15 protein-coding genes and 1 pseudogene are annotated in these 20,311 nt (G+C 49.2%); 10 read left to right on the top strand and 6 right to left on the bottom strand.

Annotated elements, in window-relative coordinates:
• Positions 1 to 814: APC family permease (locus tag BP822_RS02575; protein ID WP_286877664.1), on the bottom strand; the 814-nt coding region annotated here is incomplete at its 3' end.
• Positions 815 to 900: 86 nt separating this feature from the next.
• On the opposite strand from BP822_RS02575, the gene BP822_RS02570 reads away from it, so the two are divergent.
• The 8 genes from BP822_RS02570 to BP822_RS02535 all read left to right on the top strand — a co-directional run bounded on the left by BP822_RS02570 (position 901) and on the right by BP822_RS02535 (position 12,403).
• Complete coding sequence (locus BP822_RS02570; protein WP_013720535.1) at positions 901 to 1,944, top strand: YihY/virulence factor BrkB family protein; 1,044 nt, start codon at positions 901 to 903, stop codon at positions 1,942 to 1,944.
• A gap of 51 nt (positions 1,945 to 1,995) precedes the next feature.
• Positions 1,996 to 3,222: an AI-2E family transporter gene (locus BP822_RS02565; RefSeq protein WP_013720536.1), complete on the top strand. Its 1,227-nt coding sequence runs from the start codon at positions 1,996 to 1,998 to the stop codon at positions 3,220 to 3,222.
• Between the two features lie 69 nt (positions 3,223 to 3,291).
• Entirely contained in the window at positions 3,292 to 4,362 is a 1,071-nt protein-coding gene (locus BP822_RS02560) for an AI-2E family transporter (RefSeq protein ID WP_273271163.1), read from the top strand.
• Between the two features lie 278 nt (positions 4,363 to 4,640).
• On the top strand, positions 4,641 to 5,360 hold the full coding sequence (locus tag BP822_RS02555) for a DNA double-strand break repair nuclease NurA (protein ID WP_286877662.1): 720 nt from the start codon (positions 4,641 to 4,643) through the stop codon (positions 5,358 to 5,360).
• Between the two features lie 51 nt (positions 5,361 to 5,411).
• Entirely contained in the window at positions 5,412 to 6,449 is a 1,038-nt protein-coding gene (locus BP822_RS02550; protein WP_286877660.1) for a DNA double-strand break repair nuclease NurA, read from the top strand.
• Positions 6,446 to 8,068, top strand: coding sequence for an ATP-binding protein (locus BP822_RS02545; RefSeq protein ID WP_286877659.1), 1,623 nt, complete (start codon positions 6,446 to 6,448; stop codon positions 8,066 to 8,068). Before BP822_RS02550 ends, BP822_RS02545 begins: the two co-directional genes overlap by 4 nt.
• Positions 8,069 to 8,088: 20 nt before the next feature.
• The gene (locus BP822_RS02540) at positions 8,089 to 9,237 is read left to right on the top strand and encodes a metallophosphoesterase family protein (RefSeq protein WP_286877658.1); all 1,149 of its coding nucleotides are present in this window, start codon (positions 8,089 to 8,091) and stop codon (positions 9,235 to 9,237) included.
• Positions 9,224 to 12,403: an AAA family ATPase gene (locus tag BP822_RS02535; RefSeq protein ID WP_286877657.1), complete on the top strand. Its 3,180-nt coding sequence runs from the start codon at positions 9,224 to 9,226 to the stop codon at positions 12,401 to 12,403. Before BP822_RS02540 ends, BP822_RS02535 begins: the two co-directional genes overlap by 14 nt.
• Positions 12,404 to 12,950: 547 nt before the next feature.
• Here BP822_RS02535 and BP822_RS02530 read toward each other — a convergent pair.
• From BP822_RS02530 to BP822_RS02520, 3 genes are all read right to left on the bottom strand, one after another.
• Positions 12,951 to 14,021, bottom strand: a complete 1,071-nt coding sequence (locus tag BP822_RS02530; RefSeq protein ID WP_286877656.1) for a LamG domain-containing protein — start codon at positions 14,019 to 14,021, stop codon at positions 12,951 to 12,953.
• 1,005 nt (positions 14,022 to 15,026) lie between these two features.
• Positions 15,027 to 16,211, bottom strand: coding sequence for a geranylgeranyl reductase family protein (locus BP822_RS02525; protein ID WP_286877654.1), 1,185 nt, complete (start codon positions 16,209 to 16,211; stop codon positions 15,027 to 15,029).
• Positions 16,199 to 16,594, bottom strand: coding sequence for a hypothetical protein (locus BP822_RS02520; protein WP_013720545.1), 396 nt, complete (start codon positions 16,592 to 16,594; stop codon positions 16,199 to 16,201). The genes BP822_RS02525 and BP822_RS02520 overlap by 13 nt, the downstream gene beginning before the upstream one ends.
• Before the next feature lie 106 nt (positions 16,595 to 16,700).
• Here BP822_RS02520 and BP822_RS02515 point away from each other — a divergent pair, with 106 nt between their 5' ends.
• The gene (locus BP822_RS02515; RefSeq protein WP_276620229.1) at positions 16,701 to 17,552 is read left to right on the top strand and encodes a Ku protein; all 852 of its coding nucleotides are present in this window, start codon (positions 16,701 to 16,703) and stop codon (positions 17,550 to 17,552) included.
• Complete coding sequence (gene ligD, locus BP822_RS02510; protein WP_286877653.1) at positions 17,549 to 18,496, top strand: non-homologous end-joining DNA ligase; 948 nt, start codon at positions 17,549 to 17,551, stop codon at positions 18,494 to 18,496. Before BP822_RS02515 ends, ligD begins: the two co-directional genes overlap by 4 nt.
• A gap of 280 nt (positions 18,497 to 18,776) precedes the next feature.
• Here the strand turns inward: ligD and BP822_RS02505 are convergent, their stop codons facing one another.
• Complete coding sequence (locus BP822_RS02505; protein WP_286877651.1) at positions 18,777 to 19,475, bottom strand: DUF6036 family nucleotidyltransferase; 699 nt, start codon at positions 19,473 to 19,475, stop codon at positions 18,777 to 18,779.
• A pseudogene (locus BP822_RS02500) lies at positions 19,459 to 20,311 on the bottom strand (hypothetical protein); the annotation flags it as partial. The gene BP822_RS02505 and the pseudogene BP822_RS02500, both read right to left, overlap by 17 nt.

Raw genomic sequence — 20,311 nt, 5'->3', positions numbered from 1 at the left:
ATATGATGGCAGAGGCATTCGGCCCCAGGGCATAACGGGCGATGTCAGAGAAGGGGGCAGAGGAGCAGCTCAGCTCCTCCCAGCCCAGGACGCTAACCGCAGAGATGGCCACCAGTATATAGAGTATGATGCTTGCGGATATTGCCAGAACCAGCCCCCGTGGGATGTTTATCTCCGGATCCTTCGCTTCTTCAGAGAGCTTTACTATCTCCTCAAAGCCAATGAAAGCAAAGAATATCAGGGCAGATGCCTGCAGAATGCCCGCGCTGCCTAAAGGAGACATCTCCAATAGGTCCACACTGCCAAGATAGGGAATGCCCATATAGATCACAAGCACCAGTCCCAGGGCTTCCACAGTGGTCAGGACGATGGCCAGCCGGGTGGAATGAGTGATGCCGAAGAGGAGGACTAAAGAGAGAACCGCCAGCAAAGCGATGGCAGAGGGCAATATGGGCGTGCCGGTGAGCGCCTGGAAGTAGCCGGCAAAGCCAAGAGAGACCGTAGCCGCCCCCACCACTCCGCTGAATATGATCATCCAGCCGACGAGGAAGGCCAAGAACCCTCCAAAGGCCTGAGAGGTGTATTCGTATTCAGCGGCAGCTTTAGGAAACATGCTGGCCAGCTCGGCATAAGAGAGGCCGGTCAATAGGGCGATCAATGCCGATAGAGCAAAGGATATCCAGACCGCATTGCCCGCCAGACCCGCTGCCTCGCCGATAAGGGCATAGATCCCAGCTCCTAAAATTATGCCGACCCCGGATATGGTGACTTCAAGCAATCCCAGGGTGCGCCGAAGCCCTATCTTCTTTGCCACAGGCCTAAGATAGGAAATAATCTATTTATGGCTTTTCGGGAGCAACTGCTAAAAGATATAAGCCTGGAGCGGAGGAATCAATTGCAATGAGCATGAAAGATAGCGCCTCAGCTTTTAGAAAGAGAATGGCGGAAAATTTTTTGAGGCGATTTGATCATGCCGACCGGCACAGTCGCGGAGCTCTTCGACTTCTAGCCGCCACATTCAGCCGCATGTCTGAGACGGAAAGCTGGGATGCAGCAGCAGCGATTGCCTACTATTCCCTCTTCTCCCTCTTTCCAATGCTGATATTGCTGGTGATTTTAGGGACTTCGTTTCTCCAGACCAAAGAAAACTACCATCAGCTGATGAATTTTATTGGCGGGATTCTCCCCCCGGCAGAGAGCCTGGCAAGAGAGAACATTCAGGTGATCCAGGATCTGGGGGATAAGCTGAATATGCATCTGCCCCTCAAGGATCTATTGCAGGAAAATGTCAATCAGATCCTTCACTTGAGGCTGCCGGTGGGGATAGCTGCGGGGGCAGGTCTTTTGTGGTCGGCGACTGGTGTGTTTGTGATTCTGTCCAAGAACATAGATCGCGCATGGAGCAACTCCGAAGGGCGAAATCCTCTGGAATGGCGTTTAGTAGGCATTGCCATGGTCGGGAGCCTCCTTATCGGACTGATCATCCTCTCCATGGTGGTAGTCTCCCTGATCGGACTCCTGGACTTTAGCCTGGGCCTGTTGCTGGGCGAAGGGGGTGTTTATCATATGCCATTGGAGTCGAAGCTCTTGTACAGACTGTTTCCCGATGTTGTGATCTTCATCGCCTTCACCATCCTTTACTGGTGGGCTCCAAAGGTGGATATTAGATGGTCTGACGCCGCTTTTGGGGCATTTGTGGCCACTTTATGCTGGGAGCTTTCCAAGATGGGCTTTGCCTGGTATCTGGAGAGCGGCCTTTCCAATCATATGCTGGTCTACGGCTCACTGGGCACTGTAGTCATCCTGATGTTGTGGATCTATCTGAGCGGTTTGATCTGCCTCTTTGGAGCGCACCTTGTCGCCCAGATGGTGGGACGGAGGCAGGCGAAGGCAGCACCAAGAGAGAGCCATATAAATAAAGATTCAAAGGCTGGTGGAGCATAATGGTGCCCCTCAAAAAATTATATATTTTAGAATAGCTAAAGGATAGCTTACATGCCGGGGTCAAAGAGATTCAACTTATTAGCATCCGCTGTACTTCTCATTGTCTTTATCAGCACAGTGTATGTCACAAAAGCATTCATTGCTCCTCTGCTTCTGAGCTTTTTTTTCGCTTTCGTCCTGCTTCCGGTCTACTCTCGGATTTATTGCCTGACTGGAAGGAAGAATTTATCGGCGTTCATGTCTTTGCTCCTGGTCGTCCTGTTTTTCATGATCTTTCTTTCCAGTGCCCTTAACGCCATTGCCACAGAGACATCGGGCCTGTTTTCCTCTCAGGAGGATATCGTTCAGTCCATTGACATTTATATCACCCAGAAGACCGAAGAATCCTTTGACACCCTGCATGTCGTCTTGAATAATCTCGTCTCAGAGTCAACCGCAGATGAGACTGTAGAGCGATTGAGGGAGATGGTGAGGCCTTTCATCGAGGCCCCCAGAGACAGGATCCTCTCCGATCTGCTGCCACAGATTGCATTTGAAGCCACCAATTTAGCCACAGGCTTCATCAGCGAGCTGCCTGTGCTTATGTCCCAGTTCTTTGTGGCCATAATGATCACCTATTACCTTCTCATCGGAGGTTCCAGCGCGGTAAAGGGATTCTTGCTTATCCTTCCTGAGAGGGAATTGATGAATTATTTTATGGGGGAGCTGAATAAAATTTATAATAATCTTTTCAATGTTTACCTATTGACCTCCCTGATAACCGGACTGCTTGCTGCAATTGGATTTGCCCTCTTTGGGGTTTCATATCCCTTCTTATGGGGCTTGACAACGGCCATATTTGCCCTATTGCCCATGATCGGACCGCCGATCATCTTCGTGCCCATATGCATCTATTTCCTCCTGATCGGGAACTACTTGTCGGGCATAGGTCTGTTCATCTATAGTCTGATCTTCATCAATACCATCCCTGAGAACGTCATCCGTCCAAAGCTCGCCAGCCAGGGCGCAAAGATCCATCCCTCCATCACCCTCCTCGCTTTCGCTGCGCCGATCTTTGTGGTGGGATTTCTCGGATTCATAATAGGGCCGCTCCTTTACGGATTTCTTCTGGCGGCATTCAGGACCAGAGTCTATATGCTGAAGGAGGAGGGCGCAATAGACGAAAAGGAGCTTGTCGAGCTCTCAGAGGGAGAAGGCCTGCCTCCTGGAGCCAGATTTTGCGGTCTGGGCTTGAAGGCCAGATCGGCTCTGGAATGGCTGAGACGCTACCGTACTTGAGGCAAATGGCTGGGCAAGTCCTGTTCATCCCAAAGTTCATATCGTTGCAGCTCTAATTGAGAATCAGAGATGGAGAATGATCTGTCATGTCTATGGAGCCATAGAAATTGGCTCTTCGCCGTAACATTGCTTCTCATACTTCTCTCCTCTTACTTCCTCTGGCCGCTGCAGGACGGCATTGTCTTGGGAATAGTCTTCACTTATCTAGGCCGTCCGGTGAGGGATCTGTTTGGAAAGAGAAGACAGATTGGCTCTCTGGCGGCTATTATCTGCATCATCGCCCCATTATCCATTATATTTGCTGCCGGGGTCTTTGAGGCAGCATCTCAGCTCAGATGGCTGCAGAGCCATCGGGCGCAGATCGTAGCCACTGGCCAGGAGTTCATATCCAGCATTTACATTCCTCAATTCATCTTCGATGAGCTTTCCAGAGGCATGGACAATCTGATGGGAATAGGACTATCGATGCTCACCAGCCTGCCGGTATTCGATCTGGGAACGACGCTGACCCTCGGACTTCTGAATCTCTTAATAGCCTTTTGCGTATGCTACTACCTGCTGGTGGATGGCGATAGGCTCCTCGGGGCAACGGTAGACTTCTTGAGGCAGAAGAAGGGGGATTTTGAGCTTCGATGCCTGGGCAGAATTGATGGCATCTTAAGCGGCATCTATACGGGCAGCATCTCCACCGCCATGGTCTATGCGATCGCCTCCGTTCCCATATTCTATCTCTTCGACATTCCCAGGCCCCTGGCTATGGCCAGCATAATACTCCTGGCAGGGGTGGTGCCATTTCTAACCTGGCTTGTCTTCCTCTTGACCGCCATATCCAGATATATTGAGATGGGGCCGATGGAGGCAGCAGTCTTCTTCTTCGCGGCCTCGGTTCTGGTGGCAGCAGTGGAGCTGGTCGTCCGGCCCTATATCGTCTATGCCAGATCGTCGATCCATCCCATGCTGGTGCTGCTCGCATTTCTGGGCGGAGGGCTTGTGGGCGGGGTCTTTGGATTCTTTCTCGCTCCCGCAATGCTGGGAACGATCTCTGGCATCTATCAGATGATAAAATCAGAACTGACAGGGATTAAGAGAGGGCATCAGCTGGAGAAAGTGGATGCTTTTGCGGCCATTCAAAATAATTAATAAAACTCCAATAATGTAATGAATTCTGCGCATTAATAATTCTTGTGCCAAAGATATTTTCATCTATATATTTCGGCCTCGTTAATGAACGAATACCGAAAAGTATATATTCGTTAATCGCAGTATAGCGTATTGGCAAAAGTCAGAATTCTTTTTCCCTCCTACATCACAGACTTTTGCCTCCCTCCTTATTGCCCTTTTACTGCCTTGTGACGGATCAATTGCCTATAGCTGAGACGGCAATCCATATATGCCTTGCCGGTTTCAACTTGGCCTGAATGTTGAGCGACTCGCGCCTCTCCATTGTGGCTGAGCTGATAAAGGATCACATCGCCTTAGACGGGATCGATGGATATTGCCGGGAGACAGGAGTGCATAGCAGCGATTTTATCCCCATCGAGCCAGCTGACTTCCAGGGGAGGATACTGGCCATAGACGGCTCCAATGTCTCCGTCTGCGGCTGGTCTGTGGCAAGCATCAATCTAATCCGTTCTGGCTATGTGGTCTATCAGGGAAGAGACTGGAAGAGGACGGTCATCACCTTTAATGATATATTCTTTGCCGATCCGGCAATTTCAGCCGACCAGTTCGAGCCCCATTTGAGGCGCCTGGGCCAAAATCAGATCCGCCTCGCGGAAGAGGATTTGGATAGGCTCTCCACTTACTTCCGCGAGCTTCAGGAGTACGTATCCATAGACGACGCCATCACCGAGGCAAATCCCGGCGACATAATCCTCTATGACGGCAGCTTCGATGTCTTCGAGCCCCTGCGAGCAGCTCTCTCTCGTGTCTTTGGGCGAGCGGAGGAGAAAGGGGTCGCCCTCCTGGCAGTGGCCAAGTCCAGTTCGCTCTATTGGGGCGAGGGAATATCGATTCATTTAATGGAATATGGAGCAGGATTGTATAGAGCTAATTTAGACGATTGCAGAATAATTCGAATTAGTAGGATAAGCGACCGAGCACCTGGTGCAAATGGATTTCAAATTCAATCCGGTTAGATATTCACGAATACAAATATGAGGATTGGATGATAGACAAATGAGGATTGGATGATAGACAAGACTTCACTCGGAGCAATTGCCGAACAGGTCAAGAATTATGTATTGATGGATAGCATAAGTCAATATTTTGAAGAAACTGGCGTTAACGATAACGATTTTAAAGAAATTATTTCTGAAGATAAATTTGAAGGAAATATTTATGCGGTGGATGGAAGCAATGGTATCATCTTTGATCTGCCATCTGTTAGTTTCAATCTAATACGAGCAGGATATGTATCCTATATCGGTAAAAATTGGCAAAAAACCATCCTTTTCGATAAAGTCTTTAAAGCAGATCCAGATAACTATCGGTATCAGTTCGAGGCAGATCTTAGCAAGAGTTTTGATATCAATAGCAATTTTGTCTTGGCCAAAACAGAGCTGGATAGACTTTCAACATACTATAGAGAACTCCAAGAGTATATAGCTCTTTATGAAGCCATTTCTGACGCCAAAAAAGGAGACCTTGTGCTCTATGATGGAGATTTCGCGTATTGGATGGATCCATTTGGAGAAGTCCTCAAAATGATATTTGATGAAGCAGAGGACAAAGACTTGGATTTGCTGGCGATCAGTAAATCTAGCACTTTCTCATGGGGCAAAAGCTTTTCAAAACCTTTTATCCTTCATACCGGCTACGTTGGAAGTCAATTAATATCAAATAATCCATGGCATATAGAATTGAGTGAGAAAAATATAAAGCCACAGCCAAGAGGCAAGAATTGGAACGGAAAGATCTACGTTGTAAAACTGCATCCAAATTCTGAATTTGTTTTCCGGCTTGACGCGCCGCAGTATGTTTCAGTTCGAATTGATAATGCTTTGGGACATCTATCTGCATATTCAAAATCATCAGAATGCTTGGGCTACCCGCATGCCCTATTTAGAGCTCATAGAGATATAGCCATAAAAGATTTGGAAAGAGTGCATCTCAATAATCTCCTATTAGATGAACTGAGTGATAGAGGTGTAAATGACAAATACATCTGCAGCTCATTGAACTATCATATGATATTAGAAATGAAGCATGGGAGGAGAATAATATGAAAAATCAATTATCAATCATTGGAGACGACATTGGTTCGAATCTATTAGAAAGAAAGATAGTAGATAAAACGAAAACAACTACTTATAAGATTATATCAAAAGATGTCAGAGAATTCCATTTTATAATTCCATATGACGAAAGAGTCGAACTAGGCCAAATATTTTCTATCAAGGATTACAGCGTGAAAGATGACCAAATTACATTCCTAGCAAGGGTTACGGATATTCAACATGATTCAAATTATGATGGAAAATGGGATACAACGCTTAAAGGAACGGCATTCTATGACGAGGACCAGATATTCAATAGAGTTGTGGCCGAGCCGCTTGGATGCATAACATTCAATAAAAAAATGGGAAAAAAAGAGTTCAAAAAATCAAAGACGATCCCCTTAAAATTCTCTGAAGTAGAGAAAGCAAGTCTTGAAGAATTTAGGTTTTTAACGGAGAAGATGGGCGACTTGGAAGTAGGGTATTTGAGAAATGGAAGTCAAGTCGTTGAAGAGATAGGCGTAAAACTAAATAGTGAGATCATGGATCATCACATGGGCGTTTTCGCGACCACTGGAATGGGAAAATCAAATTTTATGAAGGTCTTTGCGGCTTCATGCATGAAGAAAGCCTCAATGGGTGAATCAAAACTAGGCCTTCTACTTGCAGATCCACATGGGGAATATCTCTTGGGAAGTGCCAAAAATAATACTAAAGGCTTACTTCATTTAACAAAGTACAAAAATGGTTTAAGATGCTATTCCACCAACAACAAAAATGCAAAAGAAAATGCTGAAGTTGAGACTTTAAAGATAGGAATAAGAGATATAAATCCAACTGATATCTTGCCACTATTTGGGGAATGGCGGCCCGCTCAAAAAGAAGCTATCGAAATCTTGGATTCTGAAAACGCGGCCGATTGGCTTGAGAGTTTTAAAGAGAATAGAGAGTTAGTAATAAAGGATATTCATGAAAAAACAATTGAAGTAATTAAAAGAAGACTGAATTTGCTTCTTCGATACAGCTATATAGATGAAAAAAATTCTAGCATCGATAAAATTATCAAACAACTCAAAGAAGGAAAGGTTATTCTTATAGATATGGAAGGAATTAAGGAGAGAAGCGAGCTATTCCTTCTTTCGCTACTTTCTCGTCGCATCCTTGATGAATATCAAAAAGATAGTTTGGATAATGATAAAAATATTTGCCTTATAGCAATTGAAGAGGCGCAAAGAGTCCTTGGTGGCGGAGATGGCAGCATCTCTGGATTCGAAATTATAGCCAGAGAAGGAAGAAAGTTTGGCGTTGGCCTATGCGCGATAACTCAGCAGCCGAAATTAGTAGACAAGCTATTGTTATCTCAGTTCAATACATTAGTTATAATGGGCCTTGGTGATAGAAATGATAGAAAATGCTTAGAGGAATCTGCAAAACAGGATTTGACAACTCTTGATGTAGAAATCCAAACTTTGGAAAAAGGTGAAGCAATAATAAGCACACTAAAGGTGCCTTTCCCTATTCCTGCCACCATTCATTTGTATGAAGATTACATAAAGCAATTGAAAGAGCAGGATAAAGACCTGAATCGCAGTAGCAGAGGCAAGAAGCTAGTTAGACCACCTAATTAAATTGCGGAGCATTAAGAAAAATGAAGATAGTTCACATGTCAGATTCGCATCTAGGTTTTTCTGCCTATAATAAGGTAGATCAATACGGCAGAAATATCATTGAAGAAAAAATCTATCAAGGTTTTGAGCATGCAATAGACAAGATAATTAAAGATATAAAACCAGATGCAATTGTGCATGCAGGAGATGTATTTCATCATGTAAGACCTAGAATACGAACGCTATACGTATTTAAAAGTGCAATAGAAAAGCTAGATAAAAAAAAGATACACACAATTATTATTAGTGGAAATCATGATGCTCCTAAGTCGTCATCAACTACCAGTCCTTTCTCTCTCTTTGAAGGTCTAGAGCATATTCATGTAGTACATCGCAATGAATATGAAAGCATTCCAATTAGAAACTATGTCTTTCATTGCATACCATTCTGCCTTGATAATAAGGCATACTTGGATGAATTCAGCAAAATAAAACCAACAGGTTCTGACGTTCTCGTTATGCATGGTCTTATCGAATCACTGAAAGATAAACGCCTTAGGACAGTTGGCGAACATGAACTTAGTGATAGCTTTCTCAAGAGTTATTTTTCATACATAGCGCTAGGGCATTATCATAACCAAGCTCAAGTTGCAGAGAATGCATGGTATAGCGGATCTATTGAATATTTTAATTTTGGCGAGTCATCTGATAAGAAAGGAATTCTTCTTGTAGATCTTGATACGAATAATGTGGAACAAATAGATTTAAGGCCAAAGTATATGATTGACCATCCTGCAATAGATTGCACCGGATTTTCAACTGCGGATTTGGCGGAAGAACTCTTAGACTTATGCAACGAAGAGGATATTAAGGACAAAATAATCAGGATAAATTTGAAAAATGTTTCAAGAGCTGCATTTAAGAGTATTGATCCTTCATACAGAACAAGATTGGGTTCCTCTGCGTTATTTCTAAAGATAAGAGTCGAATATTACGATGATGAAGAAAACGATAATATTCAATCGGATTCCACACAACTCGATGAGGCCTTTTCAAGATTTTTAGAAGAAGAATCACAAAAAAATAAGATTAGTAGCGCAATATCAAAAGATGTTACTACATATGGAAAAGATGTTATGAAAAGAGCAATTTCAATTCATAACTTAGGGAGGCTTCATGCTTCTGAATAAGCTTGTTTTACGTAATTTTAAAAAGTATAGACGCGCGACAATTGAATTTCAGGAAGGATTGACAGGTATCATTGGTAGTAATGGTTCAGGAAAAAGTACAATAGTAGAAGCAATTGCATGGGCACTATATGGTAATAAAGCATCATTGATCAAGAGAAATCTTATAAAAAATACCCATGCTAATGAAAATGAGCCCGTGGAAATAATACTATTTATTAGTCAAGATAATATAGATATGAAAATAATTAGGAACATGAAAGGAAAAAACCTGATTCCTGATGCAACTCTATATATAAATGATGATATAATATCTTCTGGAACACGAGATGTAGACAAAATGCTTGAAGAAATTCTCAATATCAGCTATCAGGATTTCATGAAGACCTTCTACGCCCGGCAAAAGGACCTGGACAATCTCCTCAAAGAGGGGGGAATGGGAAAGAGGGAGTATCTGCTCAAGCTCCTGGGATTGGAGGACATAAAGGAGAGCGCTCTGGAGCAGATCAAATCCGATCGGTCTGGCCTTGAAGACCAGAGGAGCCGGCTGGCCGGAGCCTTGGGGGAGATCGGAGATGTCCAGGCGCTGCTGGTGGAGGCATCACGGGAGATATCCTTTGCCAGAAAGGGGCTGGAGGATGGGGAAAGATGTGAAGCCCAACTGCTGGGGGAGAAGGAGTTGCGGCTCCTGGATTTGGATGTTCTCAACCAGAAGATGAACTCTTATGGCATTCTGGCAGAAAGGGCTTCCCGGCTGCAGGAGGAGTATGGGAGCCTCCAGATCCTCATAGCCAGAGATGAAGGGCGTCTGAAGGAGATCGAGGCATCAAAGAGGAGATTGGCTGAGATCGGCCCGGCTCTGGATAGGCTGACCGGAGTCCTGTCAAGGCTCGAGCTGCTTGAGCCCAGGAGGAATCTGTACGAGGAGATCTCCAGGAAAATAGCAGTGGCAAAGTCTCGGCTGGAGGGAGATAGAGCTGCTCTGGGGAATGATGAGAATAGGCTCGTGCAGCTTGAAGGGGATAGAGCCAGGCTCGATGAGCTTCTGCCCCAGGAAGAGGAATACAAAGAGGTTCAAATGCTCCTGGCCAGGCTGGAAGAACTGCGGGAGAAGTATGCCAAAATCAGCCTGAGCCAGAAGGAGGATGCTATCAGGCTACAAGGAGCAAGGTCAAACCTGGTCCGAGCGGACAGATCTATAGAGGATCTGCAAAGAGCGTCTGCCAGGTACGAAGAGCTTTGTCCGGCAATAGAAGAAGAGAAGAGGCTGAAAGTTGAGCAGACGAAGCTTTCCGGAGAGAAGGAAAGGCAACGAGAGCTTGACCTTCTGGAGAGCCAGAAAAAGGCCCTGGCGGGCAGGGTAGCAGCCCTGCGGGAGGCGGCAGCAAAAATCCGGGAGAATCTTCTGGGCCTGGGAGACCTGGAAGAGAGAGAGGAACAACTGCGCCGGCAGGACAAGGACCTTGATTCTCTCGGATCCGAGCTGAATAACGCCTTAGCCGATCTCAGAGGGAGCCTGAAGGTTCAAGAGAATACGTATCTGGAAAATGAGAGGGCACTTAAAAAGGTCAAATCTTTAGGAAGTGAGGGGCTCTGTCCCACCTGCGAGAGGCCTATAGAGGGCCAGAGGGATCTGCTCCTCGGAAAGTACCAGTCCGCTCTGGCCCAGGCAAAAGAGGAGAGGGAGAAGCTGAAGGGAATGGCAGCTTCACTTACTGAGAAGATCGAGGGGGTGGCAAGCTCTCGTAGCCGGCTGGCCGGGGCCTTCGAGGATCTGAATGCCAAAAAGAGCCTGCGCTCTGCTCTGCAGGCGGATATGAGAAATGCCGATTTGCAGATAAAAGAGGCCACTGAAGAGATGGAAGGGATCATGGCTATGGTCGGATCTTTTGGTCCTGTCTCCTTTGACGCCAAAAGGCTCCAGGATGTCGAAGCCGCTCTGACAAAGCTCGCGCCAATGGCGGAGGAGTGCCAGGGCCTGGCAGTGCGAAAAGAGGAGCTGCCCCGGAGGGTACTGGAACGGGAGGCGATAAAAGAAGAGATAGAGACACTGGCCAAGAGAGGGGAGCATCTGGAGGAGCAGATCAGAGAGCTGGGCTACTCAGAATCTGATTATATCGAGGCTAAAAGATTGTGGGAGAGCTGCAAGTTCCCGCACGAGCAGTTTATCACCCTTCTGGAGAGGACAAAGGAGATCCCGGCTCTGGAGGAGAAGATTGCTCTTCAGAGGAGCGAGATAGAAAAAGCCTCCCGGTCCCTGGTGGAGCTGGAGAGATCTGTCAAGGATCTGGGCTTTGATCCGGAAGAGTACAGCTCTTTATTGGCAGAGAGAAAGAGGCTGGCCCAGGCGGAGGAAGAAGCCAATAAAATAAAAATCCACCTGGCTCTTGAGCCCGAGGTCAAAGAAAAGCTGGCCGAGTCTCAAGGTGCCCTGGAAGCCAGGCAATTGGATATCGCCCGGATAAGGGCGGAGATGGAGTCATTGGCCTACAGCCAGAGGACCCATGAGATGGCAAAACTTGCCCTGGCCGAGGCGGAGAGGAATCTCGTGGCATCGCAAAAGGAACTGTCCGATAAGAGGATTCGCCTTGGCGTCCTGGAGGCGGAACTGGCAAGGCTGAAAGAAGAGGAGAAGAGAAAGAAGGAGCACCAAAAGAGGCTGGAAGAGACCTCGAGGAGGCTGGAGGTGGTGGAGATGACCCGAGGCCTTGTCAACGATTTTATGGATCAGGTTCTGATCAGGGTGAAAAACGATATCGCCAAAGCGGCCAGCGAAATCCTGGAGGAGGTCTCAGGCAAGTACAGCCTGCTGAAGATCGACGACGACTTCAACATTCAGGTGGAGGACGGCGGCAATTACTACCCCATCTCCCGCTACTCCGGCGGGGAGATCGATATGATCGCCGTATCGGTGCGGGTGGCCATAAGCGAGTACTTGATGCGCTTCGGCCCGGATGGTGAGAGCTACTCCTTCCTGATCTTAGACGAGGTCTTCGGCAGCCAGGATATCGAGCACCGGGAGAAGATGATCCAGATGTTAAGAAGCTTAGAAGAGCGTTTTCCCCAGATAATCGCCATCAGCCACATCAGCGACGTGCAGGGGCAGTTCGACAATACATTGCTGGTGGTGGAGGACGAGCTGGGCAACAGCCGGGTAGAGGCAATTTGATTTGATCTATCAACTCACCATCCAGCTGAAAGCACAGCGGTTCCTTAAGAAGCTAAAAAAGAAAAATCCGGATGCAGCGTCAGAAGTAGTAATGGATATATTTGAGCTAAAAAATGATTCCAAGACATCGATGTGAGTTTATAAAAGATGGCTTCGTCAGTTGAAATCATAAAGAACAAAAGTTCCCGAAAGCTTGATGCCTTCATAGACTCCTTGACCGACAAAGAGATTGATGAGTTGAACGCCGATGAAGGCGGTGATGAAGAGCCTATGCCTTTTGAGGAGTTTTGCAGGAAAGCAGGCATTAAACTTCAAAAATAATTAAGATAGCCCTAGAGCCAGGAGTGAACCCCTGATAGTAGACAGGTAGTTAAGCAACAGTATTTAAAGCAACCTCCAATTCGAACTGATCCGGAGACATGTAATGTTGATCACGTACTCCCTTTATCCCCGATGCAAGGCGGATTTTTTTAAATAAAATCTGGGGGGGTGTCAGACACCCCATCCAAGATAGGTTTGGGTCTGTTTATGGATGGCTGCCAATTCCTCAAGGGGCATCGCCCATCTCGACACAGAGGACATGGGGATCCGCCGTAGAGCGCTTGTACCAGAGCCTCGCCTGACTGAGTCCCACCTCCTTCAGCATGGAGTTCAGCTCCTCCGGTGCCACCGGCTTCAGCGTTCCGGCGCTGACGTCGAAGAGGTAGCTTGTCCCTCCCTTCAGGGTAAACGGTCCATAGGCCTTCCAATCGTCGGATACCCCGATGTATCCGGAGACTCTCTTTCCGCTCCAGATTATGTATCTCCCGGGGTCTAAGAGGCATCCTGCTGTGTTCCTATCAGTGGAGCTGGCCCCGAGATCGGTATAATCGACCACCGGCCAGGGTAGAAGGTCGAGGCTCTGGCATGGTGCACCCTCCCTGCAATCGAAGTCGGCACACTTCGGCCTTCCTTCAACGAGCCCCACCTCTTCCGACCTGTCGAAGTCCCCATCAGATAAGGATCTCTGATCATCCCATATTACTACGCTTCCTATCAGCCCATGAGTGTCAGATCTCCAAGAGTCTGTTCCGATGAGGACCGTCGCATAATTCGGGTTTGGAAGCCCGCCAGTGTGGGGATTAGTTCCCTTCAGGACCCCATCGACCCAGATCTCCACCCCCCGGGGCCCCCAGGTCCCCATGACATGTCGCCATTCTCCGATAAGATCTTCTGGAGGTATGCCGCTATCTGCCACCTTCCATCCGCCAGCCCATATCATGAAGACCAGGTTTTTGGAGTACCTGCTGTGCGTACCCAGGTAGAATCCGTCATCATAGCTTCCGCCGTACTCCCTCCCTGACGCCGCTAGGACGAAGTCCTTAGGGGCCGACTCAAGTCTGACCCACATCTCTATAGACCCTTGCTTGAGGTCCCTCGTCGGGTTCTGGTGGACGTTCCCTACCCTCACATAATCTCCGCTCCCGTCCAGCTTCAGGGCAGGAGCGTATCCCTCTTCTGCGACGATGGATACGTTACCAAATAATTCTCCGGGATGCTGTCCGGTCGCATCGTCGGCATCCCCATCGAAGTAGTAAAGGGCAACGACGGTTTCTTCGATCTCTCCGTTTGCGGGCACTATCTAGAAATCAAGNNACTTATTTAGGAGATTGTGCCCGTTTGCGGCGGGGGAAGCCTCCCTCCGCACCACAGAGAAGGTGTTGCTCCGGGCGATCTCTTCATAACTGCTGCTTCCGGCCCAGTTCTCAAACATCCTGAACTCGTACTCCCCCAATTCCTGGGGGGCGGCAAAAGTCAAAGTCCCGCTCTTTTCGCCTCGCAGGTAGCTCCACTCCCCGTATCTTTCATTCGCTGCGTCTATCCTGTAGATGGCGATCCAATCGGTGTCGAATCCTGGTGCGCCAGAGTAGACGACGGTTATCTTATCTGCAGGGTTTACTGCAGATGGCGAAGCAGAAAGGGTCGGCAGCTGGCCGGAACCGAGGCTGATAACTGCAAAGAACAATAAGACCATAGTGCCAGCGCATAAAATCCGTCTTATTTTCAATTTAAGCCACCTCAGGATGAATAAGACGCTAAACTATGAACATCTTTTGGTATCATATCATTTTTGGGTAGTCCACCTTGGCAGGCTCTTTCTGCTGGAATAGGGACTGTCCTGGCTATGGCAAAGTAGATCACGGCAACATCGTTCGATACGGCCGGATCGACAAGGCACTCAGCACTTGAAATGCATACTACTGTCGCAGGCATCGTTCTCTAAAATATAGAAGTGATGAGGGAATAATACGGCAATCGATTCCTATACTAATTGTTCTTTCGCTGGGATCTTTTATATAATTGCTATAATCTTCAGCCATACTGTCTTGCCCCGCTTGTTCGATTGATAGATTATATGAAAGAACTTTCGGATGGTTATTTGGTATATGATAAAAAAATATGAATTATTCACACGAAGCGAAACAGGACAGGTACGAAATATTTTCGGGACTACACAAAATTTTCCCTTCATCACAATATAATCGCTCTGCTCTAAAATGCGTGGCTAACGTACTGTAGAAAATTTTCCTTTGTGCCTTTGCGCCTTTGTGGTGAGGCCTACGAATCCCGATTTCACCATACTTCAGCCCAAAGCATAGCGCAGCAGTCCGGCCAGCTTCAAGCCATCCCAGTCCAAATGAAAGAGCATCTTGATCATCAGACTGCTGGGCCGGTCGATATCCCCATGCTCTTCTATGGTTTTGATGAGCCTGGGCCTTCCGGCCAGGTAATTCACCAGCTCGTCGCATTCTTTTGCGCTCATTCGATTCAGCATCCGGTTTGCCCTCATGCCGATCTCAAGCTCCCGGCCCAGATTGGCCCGCCAGATCCGGTCGTACTCCTGCAGCCGCTGGGCAGAGCCGTCGCCTTCCATTGCAGCAGCTGCAGCCACGCCACCTGCGATTTTGGCCGCCACCAGTCCGGGATAGATCCCTCCTCCCGAGGTGGGCTTGACCTGGCCGGCAGCATCACCCACTACCAGTAGGCCCTGGGCGACGGTCACCGGGGGCGGGCCCAGCGGCAGGCCGCCTACGTTTATCGTTGTTGCCGATCCAAGGATCCTCTTCCTTATCACCTCCTGCCCGAGAAATCTCTTCAAATGCTCGCATCCCCTCTCTCTGGCGCACAGGCCGATGCGGGCGGTCTCTTCTCCCGTGGGTATCACCCAGGCGAAGAGGCCTGGTGCCGCTCCCAGGTGCACCTCCACCGATTCTGGATCCTCTACTGCAAAGGGAACTTCCACCTGCGCTCCGGATAAAACCAACTCCGGAGGCATGATCCCCGCCTGCCGGGCCAGCCTGCCCCTGACTCCTTCTGCGCTGATGACAATCGATGCCCTGATCTCATCTCCTCCCCCAATGGAGAGAACGCTCTCTTCCCCCTCCCGTCTTATTCTTCTGACCGGCGAGCAGAGCCTCATCTCCACCCCCTCCTGCAGGGCCTCGCAGACTGCCGCCCGGTCAAAGAGCCTCCTGTCCACTACACTTGCCCTTGGATCCTGGGCTTTGAAGTCCAATCGATTCCCGCCAGGGGAATAGATCGCTGCCCCTTTTATCTTCCTCAGGACAAAGGAGCTGCCCGGCAGCTCTGACTCCGCCAGAGCGCCCAGGCCCAGGAGGCCGGCGCATTCCACCGGCCAGCCCACCGCTGGATGCTCCTCCAGAATGACCGCATTAGCTCCCGATTTGGCGGCATACTTGGCGGCCATGGAGCCTGCCGGGCCGGCGCCGATGACAGCTACATCAAAGCGTTCTTTCAGGATAGACATCTCTCCAGGTATTCTACCAGATCGCATATCGTCTCGATCTTTTCATCGATCTGAGTGCCATCGGAGATGCGGTCGTACACCAGATCCCAGCAGGAATAGTTCCTCAGCCTGAGAACGGGCTCTCCTTTTGGCGTCCATGCCATTTCAATCTCATAGCGCATCCACTGGCCGTTCTCTCGTCTGACCTCAAAGCTTGGACAGTCTCCGACGGCGCCGCCGGAAAAGGCTATTCTTCCGCCATCCACTTCCTCATCGATCTGTGCATTGATGAACAGCCTTATCCAGCGTATATATTTCGAGTAACGGTAAGCCCCCTCCGAGAGACTGACAGGACCCTCCCAGCCGGGGATCTCTCTCATGTTCTCCAGATTCCATTCCTCCAAATTCACATTATCCAGATTGTGCCGAGAGCATATGCCTCTTGCGGGTGGCTAAAAAAATGGCCTAAGGTGCAAAAGATTTTGTACAATCCAGGGTTAATAATACTCTATGGCCGAGGTAGTGCAGCTGGTCGAAAAGACAGCAGGAAAGGAGGAAGATGGGGCGGAGGACGAGGAGCCAATCCCCTCTGCGCCTCCCAGAACCATATGGTCAGGCAGCCTGCGAATAGGTCTGGTCAACATTCCGGTCAAAGCCGTCTCCATGATCCGGAACACCCGCATAAGCTTTCGCATGCTTCACAAAGCCTGCAAGACCCCCATATCCTTCAAGCGCTACTGCCAGGAGGGGGAGGAGGTCATGCTCGCGGACATCGTCTATGGTTATCCTCTGGGAAATGAGAAGTATGTGGTTTTAGAGAAAAAGGAGATAGATAAAGCGAAGCCCGAGTCCAGGAGCACCATAGCCCTCGACCGCTTCGTCAGCTTCTTTGAGGTTGATCCTCATTACTTTGAGAAGACCTATCTGCTCCTGCCCGACCGCTCAGAGGAGGCCTATTCTCTCTTGAGGGCGGTGATGGAAAAGACGGGCAAAGCGGCCATCGGCAGGATAACCATGCACTCTCGGGAGAGGCCGGTCATTGTCCACTACTACCGGCAGGCAATCGCCGCCACCACCATGAGGTACCCTGATGAGATAAGGGACCCGTCGGGGTATAGCGTACTCAAAGAGCTTCCCGAGCCATCGGAAAAGGAGATGGAGCTGGGATTTGAGATCGTTCGCGGCCTGACAGGAGAGCTGGATTACAGCGCTTATGAGGATGAGTACAAGAAGAGAATTGAGGCCCTGGTGAGGTCCAAGATGGCGGGTATCGTGAGCGTGCCGGAGAGGAAGAAGAAGGAGAAGCCTCCTGCCAAGAGCCTGATGGAGGCTCTGCGGGCGACGGCCGATTCGCTGAAATGAATCCCATCAAGCCGATGCTGGCTGTATCCGGCCAGCCCTTCAGCAGAGAGGGGTGGATCTTCGAGCCGAAGATCGACGGGACCCGCTGCATAGCTTCGGCCAAAAAAAGGGTCCTGCTCTCCAACCGCAGGCTGGCGGATATCACCTATCGCTACCCTGAGCTGGCCAGTGCCCTTGGCAGCCTGCAGGGCGAGTGCGTCCTGGACGGCGAGATCACCGTCTTCAAGAAGGGCATTCCCAATTTCCGTTCTCTGGCTGAGCGGGACCATCAGAACGATCCGATCAGGATAGACTACCTCTCCCGCGCCATGCCGGCCAGCTATGTGGTGTTCGATATCCTCAGTCTTGATAAAGAGAGCCTGATACACCTTCCCCTCAAAGAGAGAAAGAGGATACTATTCAGGGAATTGGAGGCGGACCTGAAGGATAGCGAGACCGTGACCCTCATCGACTCATTTCCCGAGAAAGGGGAGGATTATTTTCAGGCAGCTTTGAAGATGGGGATTGAGGGAGTGGTCGGCAAGAGGCTGGAGTCGCTCTATCTTCCCGGCACCAGGAGCCAGGACTGGGTGAAGATCAAAAAGAGCCTTAAGCTGGATTTGGTTGTGGGCGGCTATATTCCAGGCAAAGGAGATCGATTGCCTTATTTTGGCGGACTGCTCCTCGGCGCCTACAGCCAGGGCGAGCTGGTGTACATCAGCAGAGTGGGGTCGGGCTTCACAGACGAGGAGCTGCAGGATATCACCGGCCGCTTTTCGCCCAGGGAAAAGCCTCCGTTCTCCAATCCGCCAGCAACTGCGGGAGTGGTATGGATCGAGCCGAAGATGGTGGTGCAGGTCACCGCACTGGAGAGGACACATGACTGCGGCCTGAGAGCTCCGGTATTCTTGCGGATGAGGGATGACAAGGAGCCGGAGGAGTGCACTCTGGATCAGTTCGGATAGCGAAAGAATGCAAGGGCAGGGGTTTGGTTTCAAATCATAATATTTCCCTCAGTAAAGCTCAGATAGCCATTGCACGCTGAAATGATATCAACTATGTTTTTCCTGCAGCAGCGCCTGGGCATCTGCATGCATGCTGGCGAGCTTCTTGGTGATCGGGTGCTACGGGCCGTATTCCTGCTCTGCCAGCCCCTTGATCCGCCCGATCTCGGATAGAAGCTTGCCGATCTCCTTCGTTTCGTGCTTGCGATTTTGCTCAGTCATGATGCCTCCAGCTCTGCCATTAGCCTGGTTTAGATGGGCTTAATTTCTGATACAGCCTCTCTCGATACTCATTCGCCAGCTGTGAAATCTTGTCCCCAATGGGCACCTTCATACTGAATTCCTCTTCCTGCCTGCCTATGCCCTCTTCGATATAGGTTATCCAGATCTTTTGCTCCAGCTCGCCAGCCTTGTGGTACTGCCTTTCTATCTCCTCATAAACGGCATCGAAATCGAGGCCACCTCCCATCAGAGCGGCGCAATCGTCGGCATCACCTTCTCGGTTAGCAATCAGCTTCATGACGAGGATGTCTTCTCGCGAAGCGTCCCTCACCACCAGATCTCCAAAGGTCCTGGACACGATGGCCCGCTGCCACATGGGCTCACTCAATTCGAAGTCGTAAGAGATCCTGCCAGCGAAGACGTCCAGATTTCGCATACCCTTCACAGCCAGCCTGTTGACACCCAGTCGAGCGTGTCTCTTCTCCGGGCCAACCAGTTCGAACCCCAGTCTCCTGGCGGAAAAGAGAAGGATCTCTTTATCATTCTCATTTCTGCAGACCACATCGATGTCCTTGGTGGAGTCCTTAAGTCCCTGCTCCAGCAGCACGGCCCCGCCTATGAGCAGGACCTGGACCTTTCGATCAAGAACCTGGCCGAGCTGTTCGAAGAGTTCATTAACCTCCTCTCTCCGGTTTATCTTGTCATAGCTCGATGCCATACATCTCCGTCCTATCCTCGACATCTTCCATCGAAGGATAGCCTTTGACCTTTTCTCCCTGCAAAACCGCCATTATATCCTTCGCCATTGGGTGCAGGACGCTCTGCAATTTATCCCTGTTCCTCAAATAGAACAATATGCAAAAGAGCCTTTGAGAGCGGCCTTCTGCCGAGTCTAAGGAGTGGATGAAGACATCCTCAATAGACAGTTCTCTCTTGGGCAATGTGTAGTAATTGTCCCGCAGGCCCAGCTCAATCCCGTAGTCTATATAGGCACTGAAAGATGTGGGGGTGGCATCCTGCACTCGCAGGCTCTTGAAGAGAACGCTGTCTTTGTAGATCTTAATGAGCAGGGCGTCTCTGGGAACAAGGCGAGACTTGTCGTACTCCTGCAGGGCAGAGACAAAGTCCTTAAGAGCGCCCCAGTAGACATAGTTGAAGGAGTATAACGAGTGTTTTCTCTTCCTGGTCGTGACAACCACGCCCAAGCGGGCCAAGTCGTGCAGATAGTAGTATACGGTCTTGAGAGGAATGCCGGTTTCTTCATGAAGCTCTTTCGCGCTCTTCGTGCTCTGGTCCAGCCGGGAGAGGAGCTCAATCCGTCCGTCAGCGAGAAGAAGCAGGAAGGGAGAGGCCCGATGGGCATAGTAGAGCTTTTTGAAGCTGTCTGCTGGAGAGGCTTTGGCCAGGACTATCTCCGAATTCTCTCGGTCTACCAGTCCTTTATCCCTGAGATTGGTGATTATTCGAGACGCTGACCCGCGCCGCAGACCAAGATGGGCGTTGATATCCAGAGGACGGAGAACGCTCTCTGAGCTGGTTATCAGGAGCAGAGCT

The sequence above is a fragment of the Methanosaeta sp. UBA458 genome (assembly GCF_002496085.1).
In the GTDB taxonomy this organism is placed as follows: Archaea; Halobacteriota; Methanosarcinia; order Methanotrichales; family Methanotrichaceae; genus Methanothrix; species Methanothrix soehngenii.
Note: the sequence above shows the minus strand (reverse complement) of the source record. Positions and strands in the feature narration are given on the sequence as shown.

What these genes read in the sequence shown, in the direction of transcription:
- BP822_RS02550 (WP_286877660.1), top strand. Translation starts at nt 5,412, where the DNA reads ATGATAGACAAGACTTCACTCGGAGCAATTGCCGAACAGGTCAAGAAT.
- BP822_RS02545 (WP_286877659.1), top strand. Translation starts at nt 6,446, where the DNA reads ATGAAAAATCAATTATCAATCATTGGAGACGACATTGGTTCGAATCTA.
- BP822_RS02515 (WP_276620229.1), top strand. Translation starts at nt 16,701, where the DNA reads ATGGCCGAGGTAGTGCAGCTGGTCGAAAAGACAGCAGGAAAGGAGGAA.
- BP822_RS02565 (WP_013720536.1), top strand. Translation starts at nt 1,996, where the DNA reads ATGCCGGGGTCAAAGAGATTCAACTTATTAGCATCCGCTGTACTTCTC.
- BP822_RS02560 (WP_273271163.1), top strand. Translation starts at nt 3,292, where the DNA reads ATGGAGAATGATCTGTCATGTCTATGGAGCCATAGAAATTGGCTCTTC.
- BP822_RS02570 (WP_013720535.1), top strand. Translation starts at nt 901, where the DNA reads ATGAGCATGAAAGATAGCGCCTCAGCTTTTAGAAAGAGAATGGCGGAA.
- ligD (WP_286877653.1), top strand. Translation starts at nt 17,549, where the DNA reads ATGAATCCCATCAAGCCGATGCTGGCTGTATCCGGCCAGCCCTTCAGC.
- BP822_RS02505 (WP_286877651.1), bottom strand. Translation starts at nt 19,475, where the DNA reads ATGGCATCGAGCTATGACAAGATAAACCGGAGAGAGGAGGTTAATGAA.
- BP822_RS02535 (WP_286877657.1), top strand. Translation starts at nt 9,224, where the DNA reads ATGCTTCTGAATAAGCTTGTTTTACGTAATTTTAAAAAGTATAGACGC.
- BP822_RS02525 (WP_286877654.1), bottom strand. Translation starts at nt 16,211, where the DNA reads ATGTCTATCCTGAAAGAACGCTTTGATGTAGCTGTCATCGGCGCCGGC.
- BP822_RS02540 (WP_286877658.1), top strand. Translation starts at nt 8,089, where the DNA reads ATGAAGATAGTTCACATGTCAGATTCGCATCTAGGTTTTTCTGCCTAT.
- BP822_RS02555 (WP_286877662.1), top strand. Translation starts at nt 4,641, where the DNA reads ATGTTGAGCGACTCGCGCCTCTCCATTGTGGCTGAGCTGATAAAGGAT.